Below are 24896 nucleotides of genomic sequence, written 5' to 3'. Positions count from 1 at the left end.
AGGTGAGCCAAATTGAATAAAATCAAACTGCACGGCTTTAATAATCTGACGAAAAGTCTCAGTTTTTGTATTTACGATATCTGCTATGTCAAAACAGCAGAAGAACGCGATGGATATATCGCCTATATTGATGAGCTGTACAACGCTAACCGGCTCACAGAAATCCTTACCGAAACCTGCACGATAATTGGCGCGAATATTCTGAACGTTGCGCGCCAGGATTACGATCCTCAGGGCGCCAGCGTCACCATTTTAATGTGCGAAGAACCTATCGATTCGAAGCTGATTGACACCAGCGAGCACCCCGGTCCGCTGCCGGGCAGCGTAGTCGCGCATTTAGATAAAAGTCATATTTGCGTACATACCTATCCCGAAAGCGATCCTCGCAGCGGATTATGCACTTTTCGCGCAGATATCGAAGTATCCACCTGCGGCGTAATTTCGCCGCTCAATGCCCTGAACTACCTAATCCATCAGCTTGAATCAGATATTGTCACTATTGATTATCGCGTGCGGGGATTTACCCGCGATGTAAAAGGAAAGAAGCATTTTATCGACCATGATATCAACTCCATCCAAAACTTTATGCCGCAGGATATGAAAGCGCTGTATGACATGACGGATGTCAATGTCTATCAGGAAAACATCTTTCATACCAAGATGCTTTTAAAAGCCTTTGATTTAAAACACTATATGTTCCACACCCGGCCACAAGATCTTACCGCTGCAGAGCGCGATGCAATTACCCAGTTATTGTGGAAAGAGATGCGCGAAATTTACTACGGACACAACATCCCCAGCGTGTGATCTCAAGATAACCGCCTGCGGCAAGGTGGTTATTACCGCTTTTTAAAGTAGCATCATCAATTCAATGGCCAGCGTTTTTCACCACACTATGTCCGGTAAAAACGCCCTCTGGCCCAATAGTCGTCGCATCTGACCTATTTCGCACTAGCCGTAACGCTATCTCATAACATCACGCTGCCAGCGTGCGCGCCGAACGTAAATTCTTCGATACAGGCCGTATCCTACAAAACAGCCTCAGCGCTCTGCCGCTACGCATAATCTTTTCTGGAAGGTGATATAAAACAGCCGAAGCTGTGACGATACCTGGCGCGAAGGCAGATGCGCTGCCCCCAATAAAAGAGCCTCTTCGGCCCCGATTACGCTAATTTTCAGTCTCCTTCCAGAGGGGCTGATGAAAGCAAACGTCTCCTTCACCTGAGCAAGTAGTTCAGATATATACCTCAATTAGGCGAGCAGATATTCACTGGCTAAATACCAGGCAACAGAAAAAGATAGAACCCCGGGCGCAGCGATATGAAACATGTTTTGCCAGCTTAATGAAAAAACATTGTCTGCACTTGTGTCTTCCTCCCTATTCGAGTTTAGAATTAACCTAATAGCAATATATTGTTAAAATTTCACAGCCGTGAATTCATAGTATGCGGGAAATCGCTGAATGACTATTCTTAAAAAGTAGCTTTCACACTTTTTACACAGAGTTAACCATATAAATAAATTAATTAAAAATCACTTATTTTTCAAAAAATTAAAATAAAATCATCTTCCCATCACGCTAACATAGAATTAATTTGAACTATTGACAACATATATTTATTAGATATAAATGCATGATAAGGGAACCGTTTACACATTAAATTACTCCCTTTTAAATTCAAGAATCGATGCATATATTTATCGCCATGCATTGAGATTTTTCTTCAATGAACACACCCTCATAAGAGTTTCAGGGAGGATATGAATAATGAAAAGGATTTATTTTCCCCTCGCTATACTGGCAGCGGCCTTAAATATTAATAGCGCCGTAGCCGCCGATAGCGTAGATGTTAAAGTTATCGGTACTATTGTGCCGGTTGCCTGTACTCCCAGTTTATTGGGTGGCGGCACATTTGATTACGGCACAATAGTCACCAGTACGCTTTCACCGGATAGCTATACCACGCTGCCAGAGAAACGACTGGACTTCTCTATTACATGCGAAGCGCCAACATTTGTAGGCCTTCGCGTCTCTGACGCGCAGGCAAGCAGCGCCGTAGCCATGCCAAAAACCTTGAACTTCACGTTCAATCGCGGCGCGACGGCAAACTTAATAAACGGGCTAGGTTTAACAAGTGAAGGCAAGTTGATCGGTAATTACCAGGCTATTCTGAATACCACCAAAGCTATCATCGACGGCCAGCCGCACCCATTAAACACATTGATCAGTAAAGATAGCGGCGGTTCGTGGAGCGATTTGGAACTTGTCACGAATTTGAGCGGCCCATGGGTGGCCGGCAACAAACCGTCCTTTCATGGCGGAGCACCGAAGGTGGCGGAAATACGCCGCTTAAATTCACCACCTTTTCAGCACCGCTGGCGCTGCAGGCAAATATTAATAAAGTATCCGAGCTGGGTAACGTCAGCCAGGCAATTCACCTGAACGGACAAATGTCTATCGAGCTATTCTATCTTTAATTATTTCGCTTAATAGATTTGCGCAGCATCGGCAATTTAGATGCTGCGCCCCCTGCTATTCCGTCTGCACGTATCGCCGCAAATCCCAGGCTGATATTAACCTGCCAATCTATGGCAAACCGTACAGGGTGCCGCTATCTCTGACAGCCTTTTCTTCTTTTGCTAAACCTGAATCAGAAAACATTGCGGTACTGGCCTGTTTCCGATCGGAAACTTATAAAATTCATCAGCATCTGATGAAAAGGGTTAAGCGCTTACTGAAATCTACCGGTGGAAGCAAACCGCCCGGCAGAAGAAGCTTCCATCAACCGGGCGTTTTTTACGCAACTAGGCTAACTGCATCGCCAGATGAATAGAGGTCGCCATACTGGCGGCATTTGCTTTTCCCTGCCAGGCGATATCAAACGCGGTCCCGTGATCGGCGGAGGTACGGATAAAAGGCAGCCCCGCAGTAATGTTCACGCCATCATAGAAACCAAGTAGTTTTAATGGAATATGCCCCTGGTCGTGATACATCGCGACAACCATATCGTACAGTCCTTCGTGCGCCTGAAGAAACACAGTATCCGGCGGGCAGGGGCCGGATACGTTTATCCCCCGTGCGGCGCATGCTTCAATTGCGGGCGTAACAAAACGCGCCTCTTCATCACCAAAAAGGCCGTGTTCACCCGCATGCGGGTTAACGCCCGCCACAGCGATACGCGGCTTTTGGTATCCCACCCGTTTCAAAAAACTATCCGCTAGCCCTATCACGGTTTCAATACGCGGCTGGTTTAAGGTATCCAGAAACTTACGTAATGCGATATGCGTGGTAACGTGGATCACTTTTAATTTATCGGTATAGAGCACCATCGCATAATCACGGCTTTCCGTAAGCGTGGCCAGCAGCTCGGTGTGTCCGGGATAAAGATGCCCGGCTAAATGCAGCGCTTCTTTATTCAGCGGCGCGGTCGCAATAGCCTGCACCTCACCCGCCATCGCCATTTCAGTTGCTCGTTTCACGCAGCGATATGCTAAATCTCCCGCCTCAGGCTGCACTTTCCCCGGTATCAGCGCATCAGGATCGGCCAGTGGCTCATCGATAACGTGAATTTTATCCGGAGAAAAATGCGCGTCGGCGGCGTGCTGGATGGGGCACAGCGTTACGGCTTCGCCGATACCGGCATGCTGTAAGCGCTGCAGTGTGCTCAAACATCCCACCACCACAACCGGCGCACCGGCGAGTTCGGTTTCACTCAGCGCTTTAAGTATAATTTCCGGACCGATTCCCGCAGGATCGCCCATCGTTACAGCAACAGTTTTACTGACCACGATACATCTCCTCAATAAAATAAAGCGCGTCACACAGCGTGTTGTCACTTCCAAATCCCCCGGCTTTTGTGATAACCGGCAGATCGTCTATCTCGCTATTAATAAAGGTGCCACAGGGAATACAGGGAGCCACCTCGCGCTGGATCCGGTATCCTTCTGCTCCCAGCGCATTCGCAACCGCGGTCGCCATATCACCGCCGGTTAAAAACAGCCCACCGGTTCGCGTACGTTCGAGTATTGCCAGCGTAATGTCGCCTATTCGCTGGCTTAACCGCGCACCTAATTCTTCCCTATCCAGCGCATAGCGCGCGGCTAATGCCTCAATGTTATTCCGATCGTCGGCGCGGCGACTGGTGCGAATTGCACAGTGGCGCTGGCGCAGTAAAATTTCGCAGGCGGCTTCAATAATATGCGCGCTATGGGCATCAGCCTGCGGCGATAGCAGGCATTCGACATCCGCATCAACCACGTCGAGACGCCCCTGCCGCTGCGCCTGCTCCACCTGACGTCGGGTAGCTTCACTCATTGAACCCGCGATAACGAGGACAGGCAATTGTTGCAATGGCGTCAGATATCGCTCCGCAGGAAGCGCATTCGCAAGCCCGGCTGCGCCAACCAGCAGGGGAACTTCCGGCAATTGAAATGCCGCCAGCGCGATGGCCTGCAAATCACTTTCCTGCTCTGCATCCAGCACGATCAGCGCTCTCTCTTTGCCGGCTATTTGTATTAAGCGATCGGCCAGCGCACCACTGCGAACCTGCTCCAAAGAACATTCATAAACGGGTAACGCGCTTTGCAGCCCAATCAGTGTTGCAATGCGTGAAGAGACGATCGGCGTGCGCGGATCGCTGGCAAACTCGGTCTCCAGCAGTGGAACATGATTAACAAGGCACTCGCCGTTGCGGGTAATTCTTCCGGCAGCGGGAATAGCGCCGGCAATCAACGCCAGTCGTTTACCGCTGACTTGCATCGCCGCCGTAATTTCCGCTCCAATGTTGCCGCGAAAGGTCGAATCAATTTTTTTATAGATAATCGGTACGGTTTGCTCGCTCTGACACCAGGCGCGCAGCGCCTGACTGACGGCTTCTGCTGCCCATTCCGCCGGCAGCGCCCGGCTTTCCGTATTCACCACCAGTACGTCTGCATGCCGGGAGATAGCGCCATCGCTTCTCAGGAGTACATCGGTTCTGGCCCCTTTTTTTGCAAGCTGAACGCCGGTATCATTCGCGCCGGTAAAATCATCGGCAATGACTATCATTTTCACGCTACTTTTCCTCCCTCTACCCGCATCGTCCGTCGATTACGCTTTGCTACCCATGAAGTCAGCATTGGAGTCAAAATCGCAGTGACAATCACCGATGTCGCAACCAAAGGCGTAGCGGCAGCGACCACCTTCGCCAGAGAAGGGTCAGCGGTAGCAATCGCCAGTGGCGTTGCCACCGCGTTTCCCGCGGTGCTGGACGCTGCGGCACCGGCAATTCCGGTTCCTCCCAACAGCCGGTCAACTTTGATATTGAAAAATCCGCCCAATAGTGTGGTTAACACGCCTAATAAAATCCCCGCAATGCCGCCCTTAAGCAGCATGCCTAAATCAATACTGGTTCCCAACGCGAATGCAAAGAAAGGGATTAATAAAGGGCCGCCTTTAGAGAGGAAATCCCGCATTTGCGCATCGAGGTTACCAAGCAGCATACCGATTAACATGGGAATGATGACGACGACAATCGACATGATGGGAATGTTCGCCATTCCCGCCGAGCCGAGTGCAATCATGGTGAGAATCGGGCCATCGCTGAGTGACATTAACGGCGTGGCACCGACCTCATTTTGCTGCCCAAACTCCCCGGCCAGCGCGGCATATAGTCCACCATTGGTATTACTCATCGCCGCAATAATCGCTACCGAAGAAAGTCCCCAAATGCCGTTCGCGCCAAAAGCTTTTTCTACAATAAAACCAAACGCGACGGCCACGACAAATTTTGTCAACGTAATACCGCCGCCGATAAGTAATGATTTAGGCGCCGCCTTAATATGAATTCCCGCCCCCATACAGAGCAGAAAAGCCCCTAACAGCGCCGGTGCACCGTTCTTGAACAGCGCAGTGGTAAACCCGCCCACCTGTAATGCCTCAGGCGCAAATGTATTGATCAGGGCACCGAGTACTAAAGGGACGATCATCATCCCGCCAGGAATTTTTTCTATTGACGCTTTTATCTTCATAACCACCGCCTGATTAATAAAAATCAGTTTGATTATATTCAATCAAATCGACAAGTAAATGAAGCGGATCACAACTCTTTTATGATTGAGTTAAATCAATAGATTTAGAGCGCTGCAGAACAGTGCGTGCAGTGATTAACGATGAAAACGGAGGTAAGAGATAAATAGGGTGCAGGCTCGGCAGGCTCGGCAGGCTCGGCAGGCTCGGCAGGTAGCGTAATCGAACTAACGCTCGTTAACAAACGTTCGATAAGCATTTACTACGCGTAAAAAATCTTCAACCCCGCATAACGAAAGGCTTTCTTCATCGTAATAACACATACCTTCCTCTATTTCATCACCGGAAAAATCCAGTTGATTGGCACGAATCATTACCTCTTCACCATCCAGCCACAGCGTGTATTCATGCCCGGTATGCTGCCAGTGACGCTCGCTCCCGATTACGGAACGCGCCGCCTGCTCTACGGTGTTAAGAAGGGAAAGAGAGCCTTTTACCTCCTCGTTAAACCAGTGCCCAAGAGCTTCATGGCCCATTGACATCCGGACTTTTACCGCCCCCGTCACATCACGTAAAAATTCATAATCCATAATTCAGGCTCGCCTCTACTCTTTATAACGATATATTTCTCAGACGCAGGCATCCTGCGGCGATTACGCTCATTTTACATCAAAATATCCGCTTAACCGGCGCGGCTGCATTCTGGAGATGAAACATACAGCACAGCCATACACAGTATGACTGAATAGTCTTTTCGCCCACAGTCAGTTCACAATATCCCGTTGATCTCACGCCACTATCAATAACCAACCCAGCATAGCCGAAACAATCCACGGCCCGAATGGCTGCGGCTGATGGCGCATTTCTTTCCTGAATCGCAATGACGCGCACAGAGCCAGCCCCGATGCAATCGCCATAATATACAATAGCGTCTCCGGCCCAAACCAGGCGCCAGCGCCGGCAAAGAGCTTCATGTCCCCCATGCCTAATCCTTCGGTTTTTCGAATAGCGAAAAAAAGCCGATTGATAAGCCAGGGAAGAAGAAAGCCGACGCCTGCACCAAAGCAGGCCTGAATATCGCTGACTTTCCATTCGGGTAGCGTCGATAGACCAAATGCCAAAATGACCACGCTCAGCGTCAGGCGATCGGGCAACAGCATGGTTTGCATGTCAATAACAAATAGCGCAACCAGTGCGGTTACCATCACGCTATTGATAGCGGCAACTGGCGATTGGCCCCATTTATAGGCTATTGCGAGAAACAGCAGCGACAGTAAAATCTCGACAACCAGATATTGCACACCAATTGCGTATCGGCAATAGGCACAGCGCCCCTTCAGCCACAGCCATCCAATAACAGGCAGATTGTGCCGCGCTTTTAGCGGGCTTTTGCAGTGAGGACAGTGAGATGGTGGCGAGAATAAAGAGAGACTCGTCCCGCCCGCCAGCATCCTCGGCAGGCGCCAAATCAGCATGTTACATACGCTACCGGCAATCGCACCGAGAAGCATCGCCAGAATCAACGGCATCTGTTTTCCCATCCATGGCATCACAATGCTATGAAGATAATATGTTTTTCACGCAGGAAAAGCGCTTTTAGAACTGAGATATCATTTTCTGAAAATACCCCGCAGTTTTTTCGCTTTATTTCGCAGGCTTTCTTTTTAGCTGAGAGATAAAACAGCGGCAGGTAAAACCCGCGCTGCCGATAACCGTATCCACAGAAGAACTTTTTAGTTAGCAATAAAAACTCGTCATAAGTAAAAAGTAGTATGATTTCGCTCTGGAAATGCACTAAAAACCCCTAAAGAACACCGTTCTCCTTTAAGCAACGTCAACGAATTGAGTCAAAGCCACTGATGTCCGCCGCCGCAAAAATGGCAAAAACCGACAATAAAAATCCGCCTTCATAGAAGGCGGCATTGCTTTGATGTCCCAGTGGGGCATACCAAATTCCTAAAAAAAGTCTCTGCCAGTCTTGTGAGATTTAAATCCCAAAACAATAAGGCAGAGCCAAAACCTGTTGATGACTACGCCCACAGGACATGGTTTTCAGCTGACAATAAAAAAGGCCAGCGCAAGGCTGGCCTGAGTATTTCGCCCGGTATCGAATTAGACGGCGGTCTGGAAAATGACCTCATCGGCCTTTTCCGTATACTCGCCAAGCTGGTCAAAATTCAGGTAGCGGTACGTGTCGGTCGCAGTATCGTCCACCTGCGCCATAAAGCGCTGATACTCATCCGGCGTGGGCAGCTTGCCTAATAGGGCGGATACGGCCGCAAGCTCTGCGGAAGCCAGATACACATTCGCACCGTTTCCAAGGCGATTTGGGAAGTTACGGGTCGAGGTCGACACCACGGTAGCACCATCGGCGACCCGCGCCTGGTTGCCCATACACAGCGAACAACCGGGGATTTCAATACGCGCACCGCTTTTGCCGAAGACGCTGTAATACCCCTCTTCCGTTAGCTGCGCTGCGTCCATTCGGGTTGGCGGCGCTACCCACAGGCGCGTCGGCAACTGGCCTTTATGGCTGTCCAGCAGTTTGCCCGCAGCGCGGAAGTGACCAATATTGGTCATACAGGAGCCAATAAATACCTCATCGATACTATCTCCCTGCACATCCGACAGCAGCCTGGCGTCGTCCGGGTCGTTCGGTGCACAAATGATAGGTTCACGAATTTGCGCCAGATCGATTTCGATGACGGCCGCATATTCTGCGTCAGCGTCCGCTTCCAGCAATTGCGGATCGGCCAGCCATTTTTCCATCGCTTCAACGCGGCGCTCCAGCGTGCGCCTGTCACCATAGCCTTCAGCGATCATCCATTTCAACAGCACAACGTTGGAGCTGAGGTACTCAATAATCGGCGCTTTATCAAGCTTGATGGTGCATCCCGCGGCCGAGCGCTCGGCGGAGGCATCCGCCAGTTCAAACGCCTGCTCCACTTTCAGGTCCGGCAGGCCTTCGATTTCCAGAATACGCCCTGAGAAAATGTTCTTTTTCCCTTTTTTCTCAACGGTCAGTAGCCCCTGCTGAATAGCATAGTAAGGAACCGCATGCACCAAATCGCGCAGCGTGATCCCCGGCTGGCGCTCGCCCTTGAAGCGCACCAGTACCGATTCCGGCATATCCAGCGGCATTACCCCGGTCGCTGCGGCAAAGGCCACCAGCCCGGACCCGGCGGGGAAAGAGATACCGATCGGGAAACGCGTATGGGAATCGCCGCCGGTGCCAACGGTATCCGGGAGCAGCATTCGGTTAAGCCACGAGTGAATAATGCCATCGCCGGGGCGCAGCGATACGCCGCCGCGATTCATAATGAAATCAGGCAGGCTATGGTGAGTTTGTACATCAACCGGTTTCGGATAGGCCGCCGTATGACAAAACGACTGCATGACCAGGTCTGCGGAAAATCCCAGGCAGGCCAAATCTTTTAGTTCATCGCGCGTCATTGGGCCGGTAGTATCCTGCGATCCTACCGAGGTCATCTTCGGCTCGCAGTACTGGCCGGGGCGAATGCCCTCTACGCCGCAGGCGCGGCCAACCATTTTCTGTGCCAGAGAAAATCCTTTATCGCTTTGAGCGATGTCTTTCGCACGCCGGAAAACCTCGCTGGGTTCAAGCGCCAGCGATTCACGCGCTTTTGCGGTTAACCCGCGCCCGACAATCAGGGGAATACGCCCGCCGGCGCGCACTTCATCCAGTAACACGTCGGTTTTTAATTCGAAAGTCGCCAGCAGTTCACCGGATTCATGGCTGCGAACTTCGCCCAGATACGGATAGATGTCGATGACATCTCCCATATTCAGGCTACTTACGTCAACTTCAATTGGCAGCGCGCCGGCATCTTCCATCGTATTGAAGAAGATAGGCGCGATTTTACCGCCCAGCACCACGCCGCCGCCGCGCTTATTGGGAACATGCGGAATGTCATCGCCCATGAACCATAGCACTGAGTTGGTGGCGGATTTACGCGAGGATCCGGTACCCACAACGTCGCCAACGTAGGCCAGCGGGAAACCTTTAGCGCTGAGCGCTTCGATTTGTTTAATTGGGCCGACCGCGCCGGGGCTATCAGGCTCAATGCCTTCGCGCGGGTTTTTTAACATTGCCAGCGCATGCAGTGGGATATCCGGGCGCGACCAGGCGTCCGGCGCCGGGGAAAGGTCGTCAGTGTTCGTCTCGCCGCTGACTTTAAACACGGTAACGGTAATTTTTTCAGCCACCGTGGGGCGCGAAAGAAACCACTCGGCATCGGCCCAGGAGCGCATAACCTGCTGCGCATAGGCGTTACCGGCTTTTGCTTTCTCTTCAACATCATAAAAGCTGTCAAACATCAGCAGCGTATGCGATAACGCCTGCGCTGCCGCAGGCGCTAACGCTTCATCATCCAGCGCTTCAATCAGCGGGTGAATATTATATCCCCCCTGCATTGTGCCCAGCAGTTCTATCGCCATTTCCGGGGTAATCAGCGGGGAGACCGTTTCACCTTTGGCTACCGCAGCTAAAAAACCGGCTTTCACATAGGCGGCTTCGTCAACGCCGGGCGGCACACGATTCGCCAGCAGATCCAGTAAAAAAGCATCTTCGCCCGCGGGTGGATTCTTCAGTAGCTCAATTAAGGCGGCCATTTGGCCGGCGTCCAGAGGCTTTGCAATCACCCCTTCGGCGGCACGGGATGCCGACTGTTTGCGGTATTCTTCTAGCACGACGGTTCTCCTCGTTCTCATTATCAGAACGGCGCCAGGCGAATTTCTTCACTCTCCAGTGAGACAGCAGTCTTGTAGGGTAAAAGCCCGGTACCGCGTCGGGCAGCATAGCAGGAATTGATGAATATGTTAATACGTTTACAATTAAGCAACAAAAAATGAGAGGTAGGGATAAGTGAGACGAAGAGCGGTGGTTCGGGAAAGCGCGGCAGCGCATACGGCCTGGCCGCGCGAGATTTATTTAGTGTGGAAAAAGAGCAGTGCTGTCAAAGTCCCAGCGACTGCGCGGTTCGATCCATCGCCCGGCGCGTTTTTTCCAGTAACTCGTCGATTTCACTGCGCGTCGCTATCAGCGCTGGCGCCATGATCATTCGGCCCTGCGTCGAACGGATAATCACGCCCTCTTCAAATCCATAGCTGCGACAGCGCCAGCTAATTTCATCCTCATTCTTAAAGCGTTTGCGCGCTGCTTTATCTTCTGCCAGTTGCAGCGCCGCGACCATGCCCGCGCCCTGAATTTCGCCCACCAGCGGATGCCCGGTGAAAATTTCACGCAGACATTCCTGCAAATAAAGCCCCGTGTCCTGTTTTACGCGCTCAACGATTTTCTCATCGCGCAGCGCCTTGATATTGGCGATGGCGACGGCCGCAGCTACCGGATGCCCCGCATAGGTCAGCCCGTGAGCAAATACGCCCCCTTGCCCAACCAGCGCGTCTGACATCCGCTTTGATAACACTAGCCCGCCCATTGGAATGTAGCCCGATGTCAGCCCTTTCGCGATAGATAACGTATCCGGCTCAAAGCCAAAATACTGGTGCGCGAACCATTCGCCGGTGCGACCAAAGCCGCCGATAACCTCATCGGCGCACAGTAGAACGTCATACTGACGGCAGATTCGCTGGATTTCCGGCCAGTAGCTTTCCGGCGGGAAAATCATGCCGCCCGCCCCCTGGAACGGCTCAGCAACAAATGCAGCGACATTCTCGCTGCCCAGCTCCAGAATTTTGTCTTCCAGCTGTCGGGCGCAGTGAAGCCCAAAGGCTTCCGGCGTCATATCAGCACCGTGCGCATACCAGTAAGGTTCATCAATATGCGCGATTTCCGGCAGCATCCCGCCCATTTCGTGCATAAACTTCATGCCGCCCATGGCGGTACTGGCAAGCGTAGAGCCGTGATAGCCGTTCCAGCGCCCAATCATGATGCGTTTCGTAGGTTTACCGACCACTTGCCAGTAGCGGCGCACGGTGCGTATTAGCGCCTCGTTCGCTTCCGAGCCCGAGTTGGTATACAGCACGTGGCTGTAGTGTTTAGGCAGCAGACTGAACAATAACTCAGATAGCTCAACCACCGACGGGTGCGTGGTATGGAAAAACATATTGTAATAGGTAAGCTTTTCCATTTGCTGCGTCGCAGCGGCGATAAGATCTTCGCGCCCATAGCCTAACTGGGTGCACCACAGCCCGGACATACCGTCCAGATACTTGTTGCCATCGCTGTCCCACAGATAGAGCCGCTTTCCTTCCGTAATAACCCGTGGACCTTCCTCATTGAGTTTCTTCTGGTCGACAAAGGCGTGGATGTGATGCGCGGCATCCATTGCCTGCCATTCCTGAGTACTGTATTTGCTGTTGGTTTGCGTGGTCATGTGATTCTCCTGAGTTTAATACGCGGGTTTCTCACGTTTTGGACGCTGCGCGGTGGCCTCCGGCGCAGGCAATGGCGTGGGGTACAGAGCCTGTTCAATAGGCTCGGGGACAAATAACGGTTTGCGCATGACGAAAACTATCCACAGCGCGGCAATAATCGCCACCAGCGCCAGAACGCCGCCGGCAAAACCGAAAATCTCGATGGTCATATCGGGAGACGGAGACGCCATCCACATCGCGTACAGCATGCCGGCAATCCCTAAAATCTGAGGCAGGGGGTAAAACGGCGTGCGGAAAGGGCGTTCCATATTGGGATAGCGGCGGCGCAGGACGATGACGTCCACGTGCGCGACGATATAGGCCAGCAGCCAGCACAAGGCGGCGGCGAGAAGCAGAATGCTCACGGAATCGGCGGTCATGAGTAACATTGGCAATCCGGTAATCGCTGCCACAAAAAGTACGGCGACCCAGGGTGCCCCGGTCCGCGCGCTGTGTTTTTTAAAGCAGCCAAAAGCCTGCCCATTCACCGCCATGCCGCTCAACATGAGCGATATGGTCGCCAGCGATGAATTCAGGGTGCTGCACGTGGCCGTAGTGGCCGCCATCAGTAGCAAAATTTTACCGGCGTGCCCAAATACGTGCGTCGCCAATAAGTAATGCGGCAGCGAGTTATTCATGAGTTCATCGCGCGGTACTATCAGCAGCGCGCCAAGGCTATAAAGCACCGCGGTGACAAAAATCACGCACAGGCCAATGGTCATGGAGCGCGGGATATTGCGCTCCGGGCGGCGGGTTTGCTCCACCAGCGGGCAGACAAATTCCGCGCCGACAAACCCCCAAATACCCGCCGCCACCAGTGCTACCACGCCCCAGCCCAGCGGCGCCCTATTTTCTTCGCTCATCAGGCTGCTTATCGGCGCGGCATGTTCGCTGCCGATGGCACATACGCCAAGCGCCAGTAGCGTAATCACCATTACCGCCGCTAACACAAACTGCAGGCGGGCGAAAATATCGATATTGAGCAGATTAAGTAGCGTAAATAGCAGCAGAATACCGCCCCCAATACTCATCGGAGGCAGCGGCAGTGACGGGAAGAGGTGCCCAACCACCTGGTCGAGCAATAAAATTTCAGCCGATAGCGCAAACATCGCCACGACGATATAACCGGAAAAGGTCGCGACAATGGCAGGGAAATGCCCCAAAGCCACCTCGGTGTAGCTACACAGGCTCCCGGCTCGCGGGATCATCAGCGCCAGTTCGGAAAATGACCAGGCATACGTCAGCGCAAGAAACAGCGCCAGCGCAAGGGGCGCAATAAAACTGAACCCTGCCATTCCGACGCCGTGGAGCATCATTACCATGACGCCCTGGGACACGACTAGCCCCACGGAGACGGAGAGCAGCGACAGCAGCCCCAGGCGTTTCGAGGCCGGATCTGGGGTGATATTCTCCGTGGGCAACGCGTTCTTTTGTATCCGCATGGCTAAATCCTCTCACGATGAGTTTACAGAGAATCCACCCCAGCGGCAGAGTGCAGCTGGATCCAGGTGGTTTTAAGCTGGGTGTATTTATCAAAGGCGTGCAGCGAAAGATCGCGGCCGAATCCTGACTGCTTACCGCCGCCAAAAGGTGTGCAAACGTCCAGCGCATCCACGGTATTTACCGAAACGGTGCCGACATCCAGCGCCCGAGCCACTCGATGCGCCCGATTTAAATCTCCGCTCCACACGGATGCGGCAAGCCCATAATGGGAATCATTCGCCATGGTGATGGCCTGCTGCTCGGAATCAAAAGGCAATACCGCCAGTACCGGGCCAAACGCCTCTTCGCGCGCCAGCGTCATATCCAGCGTCACGCCGGTAAAAATCGTCGGTTGAATGTAATTCGCCACGCCGTTGATACTGACCTGCTCGCCGCCGCAGACCAGATGAGCGCCCTGCTGGCGTGCGCCATTGATAAACTCCATCACGCGCCGGGTTTGGCGGGCGCTAACCATTGCCCCGCTGCGCGTTTGCGGATCGAGAGGGTCGCCCGGCTGCCAGTGCCGGGTTTGTTCAGTGAGAAGCGCAATAAATTCATCATGAACCGAGCGCTCCACCAGCAGCCGGGAGTTAGCGGAACAGACTTCTCCCTGATTATAAAAAATGGCGCGGGCGGCGTATTCTGCAGCCTGCGCCAGGCTGTGCGCGTCGGCGAAAATAAGATTTGGGCTTTTGCCTCCGCACTCCAGCCATACCTGTTTCAGATTGGACTGCCCGGCGTACTGCATTAAGTATTTACCCACCTGCGTCGAGCCGGTGAAAGCCAGGCAGTCAATATCCGGGTGTAGCCCCAGCGCTTTGCCCGTAACCTCGCCCGTGCCAGGCAACACGTGGAAAACGCCCTCGGGGATCCCGGCTTCCAGCGCCAGCTCCGCAAGCCGCAGTGCAGAAAACGGCGACTGCTCCGCAGGTTTAAGGATAACGCTATTGCCCGCCGCCAGCGCAGGCGCCAGCTTCCAGACCGCCATTTCCAGCGGGAAATTCCACGGTACAATGGCCGCCACCACGCCCAGAGCACTGCGGGTAATGGTCGCTATCGCATCGCGCGCGGTCGGCGCGACTTCGCCATAAAGTTTATCCAGGCTTTCGGCGTACCAGTTAAAGATATGCGCCGAGCCGGGGACATCAACACTGCAAGCTTCGGTAATCGGTTTTCCCACGCTGAGCGTATCCAGCAACGCCAGTTCATCCCGATGCGTTAAGATAAGCCCGGCCAGGCGCTGAAGCACCGCTTTACGCGCCGCCGGCGGCTGAGAAGACCAGTCGCCGCGTATAAAACTGCGTCGGGCCGCACGGACGGCGCGGTCTACTTCAGCCTCACCGCTTTGAGCAACCTCCGTCAGTACCGCATTGGTCGCCGGGTTAACCACCGCGAAGGTTTGCCCTGAAGCAGCGTGACATCTTTCCGCACCGATAAACGCGTGGGTTAAAAACGACTGCTCCGCAGCGCGCTGTTTCCACTCATTCAACGTCAACATCCCCTGGCTCCTCTCGCTAAATGCACATTAATGTTAATTTATTGTTTGGATATTGTAAGGATTTTGAGGAATGCTACTACAGCGTGTCAGGCAGAAAAATTACTAAAAATATCGAGACAGGCGATAAAAAAGCTCTGCAAAGACAGTGAGATAGGCACAATGAAAGCAGGGAATTACCTGTTATAACCTGGTAATAAAGGGGGACGATGACGAAAATTCGTCTCTATGGTAGCTGACGTTTTATCAGCAATAAAAAACCGGGCGACCCGCGCCCGGCTTGGATTACTGCGCTGTGCCTGAAGGCAAAGCAGTGATTATTTCTTTTTCGCCTTCGGATTCGGCAAATCGGTGATGCTGCCTTCATAAATCTCGGCGGCCAGCCCAACGGATTCGTGCAGCGTTGGGTGAGCGTGGATGGTCAGCGCAATGTCTTCCGCGTCACAGCCCATTTCAATCGCCAGACCGATCTCGCCCAGCAGCTCACCGCCATTCACGCCGACAATCGCGCCGCCGATGATACGATGGCTCTCTTTTTCAAAGATAAGCTTGGTTATGCCGTCCGCGCAGTCGGAGGCAATAGCGCGCCCGGATGCCGCCCAGGGGAAGGTCGCCGTTTCGTAGCTGATACCTTTCTCTTTCGCTTCTTTTTCAGTTAACCCTACCCACGCCACTTCTGGTTCGGTATAGGCGATAGACGGGATAACTTTCGGATCGAAGTAGTGTTTCATACCGGCGATAACTTCTGCGGCAACGTGGCCTTCATGCACGCCTTTATGCGCCAGCATCGGCTGACCAACGATATCCCCGATGGCGAAAATGTGTGGCACATTGGTGCGCATTTGCTTGTCGACATGGATAAAACCGCGGTCATCGACTTCCACGCCCGCTTTACCGGCATCCAGCAGTTTCCCGTTCGGCACGCGCCCGATAGCCACCAGCACCGCATCGTAGCGCTTCGCTTCAGCCGGCGCTTTTTTACCTTCCATCGAGACGTAGATACCGTCGTCTTTCGCCTCAACGGCGGTGACTTTGGTTTCCAGCATCAGGTTGAATTTTTTATCGATGCGTTTGGTGAACACTTTCACCACATCTTTGTCCGCCGCCGGGATCACCTGGTCGAACATTTCAACCACGTCAATTTCTGAACCCAGCGCGTGATAGACGGTACCCATTTCCAGACCGATGATGCCGCCGCCCATAACCAGCAGGCGCTTAGGCACTTCTTTCAGTTCCAGAGCATCGGTGGAATCCCATACGCGCGGGTCATCGTGCGGAATAAAAGGAAGCTGAATTGGGCGAGAACCGGCAGCGATAATAGCATTGTCAAAGTTAATAACGGTTTTCCCATTTTCGCCATCTACTTCCAGCGTATTGGCGCCGGTAAACTGCCCCAGTCCGTTAACGACTTTTACCTTGCGGCCTTTCGCCATGCCGGAAAGCCCGCCGGTAAGCTGTGTAATAACTTTCTCTTTCCAGGTGCGGATTTTAGTGATGTCTGTTTTAGGTTCCCCAAAAACAATACCGTGTTCGGCCAGCGCTTTCGCTTCTTCGATAACTTTTGCTACGTGAAGCAGCGCTTTAGAGGGGATACACCCGACGTTCAAACAAACCCCGCCGAGGGTGTTATAGCGTTCTACTATTACGGTTTCCAGACCTAAGTCCGCGCAACGGAAGGCGGCGGAATATCCTGCCGGGCCTGCCCCAAGTACCACGACCTGAGTTTTGATTTCAGTACTCATCATGACCTCTGTAATTTATATCCGACGGTTATACCCGGTTCCCGGTAGCCAACCACGCTGTGCGTTTCTGGCCATAAGCTGGCTCAGATGGCAAAACCGGCTGCCTGCTGACCGGCATATATCGTCAACGCCCGCTTATCCGCCGGATCGTCTGCCCTGCAGCGAATCACACCGCAGCCATACTGACGCTCACCGCTGATAGCGGCATTGCCCGGAATATCTGGCGGGGCAAATGCCCTCAAACCACCGCGCGTAGGGTACAATCCGCCCGTATCTTACAAAATCGTTAACAATTTTGAAACAATAACCGGCATATGAATTTCATAGTTCGCCAGTAACCTCACAAAACGCGTGAGATTATCAGAAAAAAGCCGACCGCATGGCCGGCTTTCTTGCTTACATCACCAGGCGGCGAATGTCGCTTAGCGTATTGTTAATGATAGTAATGAAGCGCGCGCCGTCCGCGCCGTCGATAACGCGGTGGTCAAACGACAGCGAAATCGGCAGCATAAGGCGCGGCACAAATTCTTTACCGTTCCATACCGGTTCCATCGCGGACTTAGAGACCCCGAGGATAGCCACTTCCGGCGCATTAACGATCGGCGCAAAGTGGGTGGTACCCAGGCCGCCGATACTGGAGATGGTAAAGCAACCGCCCTGCATTTCGCCTGCGGTCAACTTACCATCGCGCGCTTTTTTGGATATCGCCATCAGCTCGCGGGAAAGTTCGACAATGCCTTTCTTATTCACGTCTTTAAAGACAGGCACAACCAGCCCGTTCGGCGTATCCACCGCAACGCCAATATTAATGTATTTCTTCAGCGTCAGCTTCTGCGCATCTTCAGACAAAGAGCTGTTGAAGCGCGGCATTTGCTCAAGAGCTGCGGCCACCGCTTTCATGATGAAGACAACCGGAGTGATTTTCACGTCCAGTTTACGCTTCTCAGCTTCGGCATTCTGCTGCTTGCGGAAGGCTTCCAGGTCCGTGATGTCGGTTTTATCAAAGTGCGTAACGTGCGGGATCATCACCCAGTTACGGCTGAGATTCGCGCCGGAAATTTTCTGGATGCGGCCCAGCTCCACTTCTTCGATTTCACCGAACTTGCTGAAATCGACTTTCGGCCACGGCAGCATGCCCGGTAAACCGCCGCCAGCACCGGCAGGTGCGGATTCAGCGCGCTTAACCGCATCTTTCACATAGGCCTGCACGTCTTCGCGCAGAATACGGCCTTTGCGCCCGGTGCCTTTCACTTTCGCCAGGTTAACGCCAAACTCGCGCGCCAGGCGGCGTATTAGCGGTGTCGCGTGGACATAAGCGTCGTTTTCAGCGAATTCATTTTTACCTGCCGCCTTCGGCTCAGGCGCTGCGGCGGGTTTCGCCGCCTGTGCCGGCGCAGCGGTTGCACCTGAAGCACTGGCCGCAGCGGGAGCAGAGGCAGGCGCAGCGCCTTCCACTTCGAAAACCATAATCAGCGAACCGGTAGACACTTTATCCCCAACGTTCACTTTGAGTTCTTTTACCGTGCCGGCGAACGGCGCGGGAACTTCCATCGAGGCTTTGTCGCCTTCAACGGTAATCAGCGACTGTTCGGCTTCTACTTTATCGCCAACTTTGACCATGACTTCAGTGACTTCAACTTCATCGCCGCCGATATCCGGTACTTTAACGTCTTTAACGCCTGCCGCCGCTGGCGCAGCAGCCGGGGCGGACTCTTGTTTAGCCGGCGTTGATGCAGGCGCCGAACCTGCCACTTCAAAGACCATAATTAGCGAACCGGTCGATACTTTATCGCCAGTCGCAACTTTGATCTCTTTGACAGTGCCCGCGAAAGGTGCGGGTACTTCCATTGAGGCTTTATCGCCTTCAACGGTAATCAGCGACTGTTCAGCTTCCACTGTATCGCCAACTTTCACCATGACTTCAGTGACTTCGACTTCATCACCGCCGATATCCGGCACGTTAACGTCTTTCGCCGCACTGGCAGCGGGGGCCGCCGCCGGAGTCGCTTCTTTTTTCTCTTCTGCCTGAGCCGGCGCTGCATCAGCAGCGCCATCGGCAGAATCAAAAATCATGATAAGCGCGCCGGTCTGGGTTTTATCGCCGACAGAGACTTTAATCTCTTTCACAATGCCCGCCTGCGGAGACGGCACTTCCATAGAAGCTTTATCGCCTTCTACAGTAATAAGCGACTGTTCAGCGTCCACTTTATCGCCGACTTTGACCAGGATCTCGGTGATTTCAACTTCATCCGCCCCGATGTCCGGTACCTTGATTTCGATAGTCATTATCTTTTTACCTCTTACGCCAGACGCGGGTTGACTTTATCTGCATCGATATTGAATTTTTTGATAGCGTCCGCTACCACGTTCTTCTCGATTTCACCGCGTTTAGCCAGTTCACCCAGCGCAGCAACCACAACATAGGAAGCATCAATTTCGAAGTGGTGACGCAGGTTTTCACGGCTGTCAGAGCGGCCGAAGCCGTCCGTACCCAGTACGCGATAGTCATCTGCAGGAACATAAGTACGCACCTGCTCAGCGAAAAGCTTCATATAGTCGGTAGAGGCTACTGCCGGTGCATCGTTCATTACCTGGGTGATGTACGGCACGCGCGGCGTATCCAGCGGATGCAGCATATTCCAGCGCTCGCAGTCCTGGCCATCGCGCGCCAGCTCGGTAAAGGACGTTACGCTGTACACATCGGAACCTACGCCATAGTCTTTCGCCAGAATCTGGGCGGCTTCACGCACGTGGCGTAAGATGGCACCGGAGCCAAGCAACTGTACTTTGCCCTTACTACCTTCCAGCGTTTCTAGCTTGTAGATGCCCTTACGAATACCGTCTTCAGCGCCTTCCGGCATTGCAGGCATATGGTAGTTTTCGTTCAGCGTCGTGATGTAGTAATACACGTTTTCCTGTTTCTCACCGTACATGCGATCCAGGCCATCGTGCATAATAACAGCGACTTCATAGGCGTATGCCGGGTCATAGGAAATACAGTTAGGGATAGTCAGCGACTGAATATGGCTGTGGCCATCTTCGTGCTGCAGGCCTTCACCGTTCAGCGTGGTACGCCCGGACGTTCCGCCTATCAGGAAGCCGCGCGCCTGCTGATCGCCAGCCGCCCAGCACAGGTCGCCGATACGCTGGAACCCGAACATAGAGTAATAGATATAGAACGGGATCATCGGCAGGTTATTGGTGCTATATGAAGTTGCCGCCGCCAGCCAAGAGGCGCCAGCGCCCAGCTCGTTGATCCCTTCCTGCAGAATTTGGCCTTTTTCGTCTTCTTTGTAGTACGCCACCTGCTCGCGGTCCTGCGGGGTGTACTGCTGACCGTTAGGACTATAGATGCCAATCTGGCGGAACAGACCTTCCATACCAAAGGTGCGCGCCTCATCCGCAATAATGGGCACCAGCCGGTCTTTAATCGATTTGTTTTTCAGCATGACATTAAGCGCACGCACAAACGCAATCGTGGTGGAGATTTCTTTGGTTTGCTCTTCGAGCAGCGCGCCGAAGTCTTCCAGCGTTGGCAGTTCCAGCGTTTCGGTAAAGTGCGTCTGACGCGTCGGCAGATAGCCGTTCAACTTATCACGCTGACCGTGCAGGTATTTGTACTCTTCGGAATCCTGCGGGAAGGTGATGTACGGCAGTTTTTCGATATCAGCATCGGCTACCGGCACATTGAAACGATCGCGGACGTAACGCACGCCGTCCATGTTCATTTTCTTCACCTGGTGCGCGATGTTTTTCCCTTCAGCGGAGTCGCCCATACCATAGCCTTTGATGGTATGCGCCAGAATCACCGTCGGTTTACCCTTGGTATCCTGGGCTTTTTTCAGCGCCGCGTAGACTTTCTTCGGATCGTGGCCGCCGCGATTCAGCGCCCAGATATCCTCGTCGCTCCAGTCTTTAACCAGCGCGGCGGTTTCCGGATATTTACCAAAGAAGTGTTCACGCACGTAAGCGCCGTCTTTCGATTTAAAGGTCTGGTAATCGCCATCGACGGTTTCATTCATTAATTGAATCAGTTTACCGCTGGTGTCGTTACGCAGCAGTTCGTCCCAGCGGCCACCCCAAATGACTTTCACCACTTCCCAGCCAGCGCCGGCGAAAATGCCTTCCAGTTCATTGATGATTTTACCGTTACCGGTGACCGGGCCATCCAGACGCTGAAGGTTACAGTTGATAACAAAAACCAGGTTATCCAGCTTTTCACGAGTCGCGATTGTGATAGCGCCTTTGGACTCCGGCTCATCCATTTCACCATCGCCAAGGAAAGCGTAAACAGTTTGCGCAGAGGTCTCTTTTAGGCCACGATGTTCCAGATATTTCAGGAATTTAGCCTGATAAATAGCGCCAATCGGACCGAGCCCCATTGACACAGTTGGGAACTGCCAGAATTCTGGTAGCAGTTTCGGATGCGGGTAAGAAGGCAGGCCGTTACCGTGCACTTCCTGGCGGAAGTTATTCATCTGTTCTTCAGTTAAACGCCCTTCCAGAAACGCGCGTGCGTAAACCCCCGGCGAAATATGTCCCTGGAAATACACTAAATCGCCGCCGTCTTTTTCACTGCGTGCGCGGAAGAAATGGTTAAAGCAGACTTCATAAATCGTCGCCGCAGACTGGTAGGACGCCATGTGCCCCCCCAGCTCCAGGTCTTTTTTCGACGCGCGCAGTACGGTCATAATTGCGTTCCAGCGAATCGCTGAACGGATGCGGCGTTCCAGGTCCAGGTTGCCCGGATACTCAGGCTCATCTTCGGTCGCAATCGTATTGATGTAGTCGCGGGAAGCCTGCCCGGCAGCAACATTCAGACCACCTTTACGGGCCTCACCTAATACGCTGTCGATCAGGAACTGAGCGCGTTCAATACCTTCTTCACGGATGACCGATTCGATCGCCTGTAGCCAGTCGCGAGTTTCGATCGGATCCACGTCATTTTGCATACGTTCTGACATGGGGTATTCCTTATCTCTAATAGTTGGTTTGTCTGGAACCTGCCCTATTGCGCTCTTTTTAAAGCGCATAAAGCGCAATAGGACAGGCTCAGCGTTTCGTTGCCGCGCGAGATAAATCAGGCGCATTCAGATAACGGATAACCGTAATCTTAGTCTTTTCGCTGTTGTAACCGACGCAGAGAACGCTCACGGCGGCTCTGTTCACGGCTACGGCCCAGCAATATTTCTTCGATAAATGCCAGATGGCGATGCGAAGCTTCGCGCGCGCGCTCTGGCTCCCTGGCGATAATCGCTTCATAAATCCGGGCGCGGTGTTCGCTGACTAATGGCAGCATCTCCCGTCGCCCATAGATCAGTTCAAAGTTTTGCCGCACATTCTGCGCCAGCATCGGCTCCATACAGCGAAGCAGGTGCAAAAGCACCACATTGTGCGCAGCCTCTGTAACGGCTATTTGATACTTCATTACGGCGCTGGATTCCGCATCCAGATCCCCAGAGCGCTGCGCCAGTTCGATATCGCGATAGCAGTCGCGCAGGCGCGCCACATCTTCATCAGTACCGCGCAGCGCCGCATAATAAGCCGCAACGCCCTCTAACGCGTGACGCGTTTCCAGCAAATCAAACTGGGATTCAGGATGTTCGGCCAGAAGTTCGACCAGCGGATCGCTAAAACTTTGCCACAGGCTTTTTTGCACAAAAGTCCCGCCGCCCTGGCGACGAAGCAGAAGCCCTTTTGCCTCAAGGCGCTGAATTGCCTCACGCAGAGAAGGACGAGAAACATCAAACTGTTTTGCCAGTTCGCGTTCAGGAGGAAGTTTTTCACCGGGGCGCAGTGTCCCCTCAAGAATCAGAAACTCCAGCTGCTGCTCGATTACGTCAGATAATTTCGGCTGGCGGATTTTGCTATAGGCCATACTGTCCTGTCTTAAGCCAGTTTCGCAGTCAATTGGTCATACCAATTTCAAATTCATGACGGTAAAGTAACAAAACATTCACCTTATGTCCATCCGGTTTTGATTTAAATCAGTAAAACCGGCATTTTTTAACAACATGCAGGATATAAAATCGCATAAATGCAACGACATGCAAATATGCGCATTACTCACAAGGTTAATAATGAAACGAAATTGCAACGTTTACACTTAGTAACTATAGGGTTTATTTCCCTCATTAATAACCCTCCCCTATGTATAACAGCCTCGCTCACTACCGGGAGCCCCCTTGCTGGGCCTGCTTTTTAAGCATCCTGTCAGCACATCAGCAAAAAGCAGGTGCATTCACCGGCGCTTACCACTATTCTTGCCGGTGCGGTAGTGTGTATCGCAAAATAACTCACCTCAGAATGTAAATATAAGAATACATACTGCGGAATAATAAAATTACACCCGCATTAAGATGTCGGGCATTTACCACATACGAGGCTTTATTAATGGAAGGTCAAGAGCACAGCGATTCGCTAAAGCGTGGTCTTAAAAACCGCCATATTCAATTAATCGCGCTGGGCGGGGCCGTAGGCACCAGCCTGTTCCTCGGGGTTGCGGATACCATAAAAATGGCAGGTCCCGCTGTTATTTTGGGATACGGTATTGGCGGTTTTATCGCATTTTTAATCATGCGCCAGCTCGGTGAAATGGTCGTGGAAGAACCGGTCGCCGGCTCATTTAGCCATTTCGCCTATAAATACTGGGGCAAATTTGCCGGCTTCGCCTCCGGCTGGAACTACTGGGTGCTTTATGTGCTGGTCGCAATGGCGGAGCTGACCGCCGTTGGGAAATATATTCAGTACTGGTGGCCGGAAATACCAACCTGGGTTTCAGCGCTGGCATTCTTCATCGTTATCAACCTTATTAACCTCTCGAATGTTAAAATCTATGGTGAACTGGAATTTTGGTTCGCCATTATTAAAGTCGTCGCGATTATTGGGATGATTATCTTCGGCGCATGGCTGTTAATTAGCGGCCACGGCGGCCCGCAGGCCTCTGTAACCAACCTCTGGAGCCACGGCGGCTTTTTCCCCTACGGCATATCCGGGCTTGTGATGGCAACAGCGGTAATCATGTTCTCCTTCGGCGGGCTGGAACTGGTGGGCATCACCGCAGCAGAAGCGGATCACCCGGAAAAAACGATACCGCAAGCCACTAATCAGGTTATCTGGCGCGTGCTGATTTTCTATATTGGCTCACTGACCGTGTTGCTATCGCTTTACCCCTGGAGCAAAGTGGTTGAGGGTAGCAGCCCCTTCGTCATGATTTTTCACGATCTGAATAGCAATATCATCGCGAATGTTTTAAACGCTGTGGTGCTTACCGCCGCACTATCGGTTTACAACAGCTGTGTCTACTGTAATAGCCGGATGCTTTTTGGGCTAGCGAAGCAGGGCAATGGCCCGAAAGCGTTATTGAAAGTGGACAAACGCGGCGTTCCCTATGTGGCACTTGGCTTGTCTGCTGCCGCGACGGCGCTTTGCGTGGTCATTAACTACGTGATGCCAGGCAAAGCATTTGGTTTCCTGATGACACTAGTGGTCGCCACGCTTGTGATTAACTGGGCAATGATCAGTATTTCCCACCTTAAATTCCGGCGGGCGAAAAAACGTGAAGGCGTAGAACCTCGCTTTAAGGCGTTATGGTATCCCTTCGGTAACTGGCTCTGCCTTGCATTTATGGTCGCAATTCTGATTATCTTGAGCGTTAACGATGGCATGCGAGAGTCGGTAATTATGCTGCCGTTCTGGATAGTGCTGCTAGCTATCGGCTACTACCTTAAACAGCGCGCGCAAAAAACCGCCTAAAAAAAGCGCCCTTCACGGG

Annotated in this window: 17 protein-coding genes; 3 read left to right on the top strand and 14 right to left on the bottom strand. The window is 52.6% G+C overall.

Annotated elements, in window-relative coordinates:
- Nucleotides 1-12: 12 nt before the first annotated feature.
- Nucleotides 13-807: an adenosylmethionine decarboxylase gene (gene speD, locus SFA31_RS07275; protein ID WP_322837382.1), complete on the top strand. Its 795-nt coding sequence runs from the start codon at nucleotides 13-15 to the stop codon at nucleotides 805-807.
- A gap of 961 nt (nucleotides 808-1768) precedes the next feature.
- Entirely contained in the window at nucleotides 1769-2443 is a 675-nt protein-coding gene (locus SFA31_RS07270; protein WP_322837381.1) for a DUF1120 domain-containing protein, read from the top strand.
- A 362-nt stretch (nucleotides 2444-2805) separates the two neighbouring features.
- Here SFA31_RS07270 and SFA31_RS07265 read toward each other — a convergent pair whose 3' ends face one another.
- The 14 genes from SFA31_RS07265 to pdhR form a co-directional block, all read right to left on the bottom strand.
- Nucleotides 2806-3789 (bottom strand): D-threonate 4-phosphate dehydrogenase, encoded by a 984-nt coding sequence (locus SFA31_RS07265; protein ID WP_322837380.1) that lies wholly within the window; start codon nucleotides 3787-3789, stop codon nucleotides 2806-2808.
- Nucleotides 3779-5053 carry a D-threonate kinase gene (dtnK, locus tag SFA31_RS07260; protein ID WP_322837379.1) on the bottom strand — a complete coding sequence of 425 codons (1275 nt, stop codon included), beginning with the start codon at nucleotides 5051-5053 and terminating at the stop codon, nucleotides 3779-3781. Before dtnK ends, SFA31_RS07265 begins: the two co-directional genes overlap by 11 nt.
- The gene (locus SFA31_RS07255) at nucleotides 5050-6009 is read right to left on the bottom strand and encodes a 2-keto-3-deoxygluconate permease (RefSeq protein WP_322837378.1); all 960 of its coding nucleotides are present in this window, start codon (nucleotides 6007-6009) and stop codon (nucleotides 5050-5052) included. Before SFA31_RS07255 ends, dtnK begins: the two co-directional genes overlap by 4 nt.
- A gap of 225 nt (nucleotides 6010-6234) precedes the next feature.
- A complete protein-coding gene (gene yacL, locus SFA31_RS07250; RefSeq protein ID WP_322837377.1) occupies nucleotides 6235-6597 on the bottom strand; it encodes a protein YacL in 363 nt (120 codons plus the stop codon).
- 198 nt (nucleotides 6598-6795) lie between these two features.
- Complete coding sequence (locus tag SFA31_RS07245) at nucleotides 6796-7536, bottom strand: prepilin peptidase (RefSeq protein WP_322837376.1); 741 nt, start codon at nucleotides 7534-7536, stop codon at nucleotides 6796-6798.
- Nucleotides 7537-8119: 583 nt separating this feature from the next.
- On the bottom strand, nucleotides 8120-10717 hold the full coding sequence (gene acnB / locus SFA31_RS07240; protein WP_322837375.1) for a bifunctional aconitate hydratase 2/2-methylisocitrate dehydratase: 2598 nt from the start codon (nucleotides 10715-10717) through the stop codon (nucleotides 8120-8122).
- Between the two features lie 266 nt (nucleotides 10718-10983).
- Entirely contained in the window at nucleotides 10984-12363 is a 1380-nt protein-coding gene (locus tag SFA31_RS07235; protein WP_322837374.1) for an aspartate aminotransferase family protein, read from the bottom strand.
- A gap of 15 nt (nucleotides 12364-12378) precedes the next feature.
- Nucleotides 12379-13845, bottom strand: coding sequence for an APC family permease (locus SFA31_RS07230; RefSeq protein WP_322837373.1), 1467 nt, complete (start codon nucleotides 13843-13845; stop codon nucleotides 12379-12381).
- A gap of 23 nt (nucleotides 13846-13868) precedes the next feature.
- Nucleotides 13869-15383 carry an aldehyde dehydrogenase gene (locus SFA31_RS07225; RefSeq protein ID WP_322837372.1) on the bottom strand — a complete coding sequence of 505 codons (1515 nt, stop codon included), beginning with the start codon at nucleotides 15381-15383 and terminating at the stop codon, nucleotides 13869-13871.
- 314 nt (nucleotides 15384-15697) lie between these two features.
- A complete protein-coding gene (gene lpdA, locus SFA31_RS07220; RefSeq protein ID WP_322837371.1) occupies nucleotides 15698-17122 on the bottom strand; it encodes a dihydrolipoyl dehydrogenase in 1425 nt (474 codons plus the stop codon).
- An 83-nt stretch (nucleotides 17123-17205) separates the two neighbouring features.
- The gene (locus tag SFA31_RS07215; protein ID WP_322837370.1) at nucleotides 17206-17364 is read right to left on the bottom strand and encodes a hypothetical protein; all 159 of its coding nucleotides are present in this window, start codon (nucleotides 17362-17364) and stop codon (nucleotides 17206-17208) included.
- A 154-nt stretch (nucleotides 17365-17518) separates the two neighbouring features.
- A complete protein-coding gene (gene aceF, locus SFA31_RS07210; RefSeq protein ID WP_322837369.1) occupies nucleotides 17519-19408 on the bottom strand; it encodes a pyruvate dehydrogenase complex dihydrolipoyllysine-residue acetyltransferase in 1890 nt (629 codons plus the stop codon).
- A 14-nt stretch (nucleotides 19409-19422) separates the two neighbouring features.
- Nucleotides 19423-22086, bottom strand: coding sequence for a pyruvate dehydrogenase (acetyl-transferring), homodimeric type (gene aceE, locus SFA31_RS07205; protein WP_322837368.1), 2664 nt, complete (start codon nucleotides 22084-22086; stop codon nucleotides 19423-19425).
- Nucleotides 22087-22235: 149 nt separating this feature from the next.
- Entirely contained in the window at nucleotides 22236-23000 is a 765-nt protein-coding gene (pdhR, locus tag SFA31_RS07200; RefSeq protein WP_322837367.1) for a pyruvate dehydrogenase complex transcriptional repressor PdhR, read from the bottom strand.
- 515 nt (nucleotides 23001-23515) lie between these two features.
- On the opposite strand from pdhR, the gene SFA31_RS07195 reads away from it, so the two are divergent.
- A complete protein-coding gene (locus SFA31_RS07195; RefSeq protein ID WP_322837366.1) occupies nucleotides 23516-24877 on the top strand; it encodes an amino acid permease in 1362 nt (453 codons plus the stop codon).
- The last annotated feature ends 19 nt before the right edge of the window (nucleotides 24878-24896 follow it).

It is taken from the genome of Erwinia sp. HR93, assembly GCF_034555055.1.
Lineage (GTDB): Bacteria > Pseudomonadota > Gammaproteobacteria > Enterobacterales > Enterobacteriaceae > Apirhabdus > Apirhabdus apintestini.
This window is presented reverse-complemented; position numbering and strand designations above follow the sequence as displayed.

What these genes read in the sequence shown, in the direction of transcription:
- SFA31_RS07270 (WP_322837381.1), top strand. Translation starts at nt 1,769, where the DNA reads ATGAAAAGGATTTATTTTCCCCTCGCTATACTGGCAGCGGCCTTAAAT.
- pdhR (WP_322837367.1), bottom strand. Translation starts at nt 23,000, where the DNA reads ATGGCCTATAGCAAAATCCGCCAGCCGAAATTATCTGACGTAATCGAG.
- SFA31_RS07255 (WP_322837378.1), bottom strand. Translation starts at nt 6,009, where the DNA reads ATGAAGATAAAAGCGTCAATAGAAAAAATTCCTGGCGGGATGATGATC.
- aceE (WP_322837368.1), bottom strand. Translation starts at nt 22,086, where the DNA reads ATGTCAGAACGTATGCAAAATGACGTGGATCCGATCGAAACTCGCGAC.
- SFA31_RS07245 (WP_322837376.1), bottom strand. Translation starts at nt 7,536, where the DNA reads ATGCCGTTGATTCTGGCGATGCTTCTCGGTGCGATTGCCGGTAGCGTA.
- SFA31_RS07195 (WP_322837366.1), top strand. Translation starts at nt 23,516, where the DNA reads ATGGAAGGTCAAGAGCACAGCGATTCGCTAAAGCGTGGTCTTAAAAAC.
- lpdA (WP_322837371.1), bottom strand. Translation starts at nt 17,122, where the DNA reads ATGAGTACTGAAATCAAAACTCAGGTCGTGGTACTTGGGGCAGGCCCG.
- yacL (WP_322837377.1), bottom strand. Translation starts at nt 6,597, where the DNA reads ATGGATTATGAATTTTTACGTGATGTGACGGGGGCGGTAAAAGTCCGG.
- SFA31_RS07230 (WP_322837373.1), bottom strand. Translation starts at nt 13,845, where the DNA reads ATGCGGATACAAAAGAACGCGTTGCCCACGGAGAATATCACCCCAGAT.
- aceF (WP_322837369.1), bottom strand. Translation starts at nt 19,408, where the DNA reads ATGACTATCGAAATCAAGGTACCGGACATCGGGGCGGATGAAGTTGAA.
- SFA31_RS07225 (WP_322837372.1), bottom strand. Translation starts at nt 15,383, where the DNA reads ATGTTGACGTTGAATGAGTGGAAACAGCGCGCTGCGGAGCAGTCGTTT.
- SFA31_RS07235 (WP_322837374.1), bottom strand. Translation starts at nt 12,363, where the DNA reads ATGACCACGCAAACCAACAGCAAATACAGTACTCAGGAATGGCAGGCA.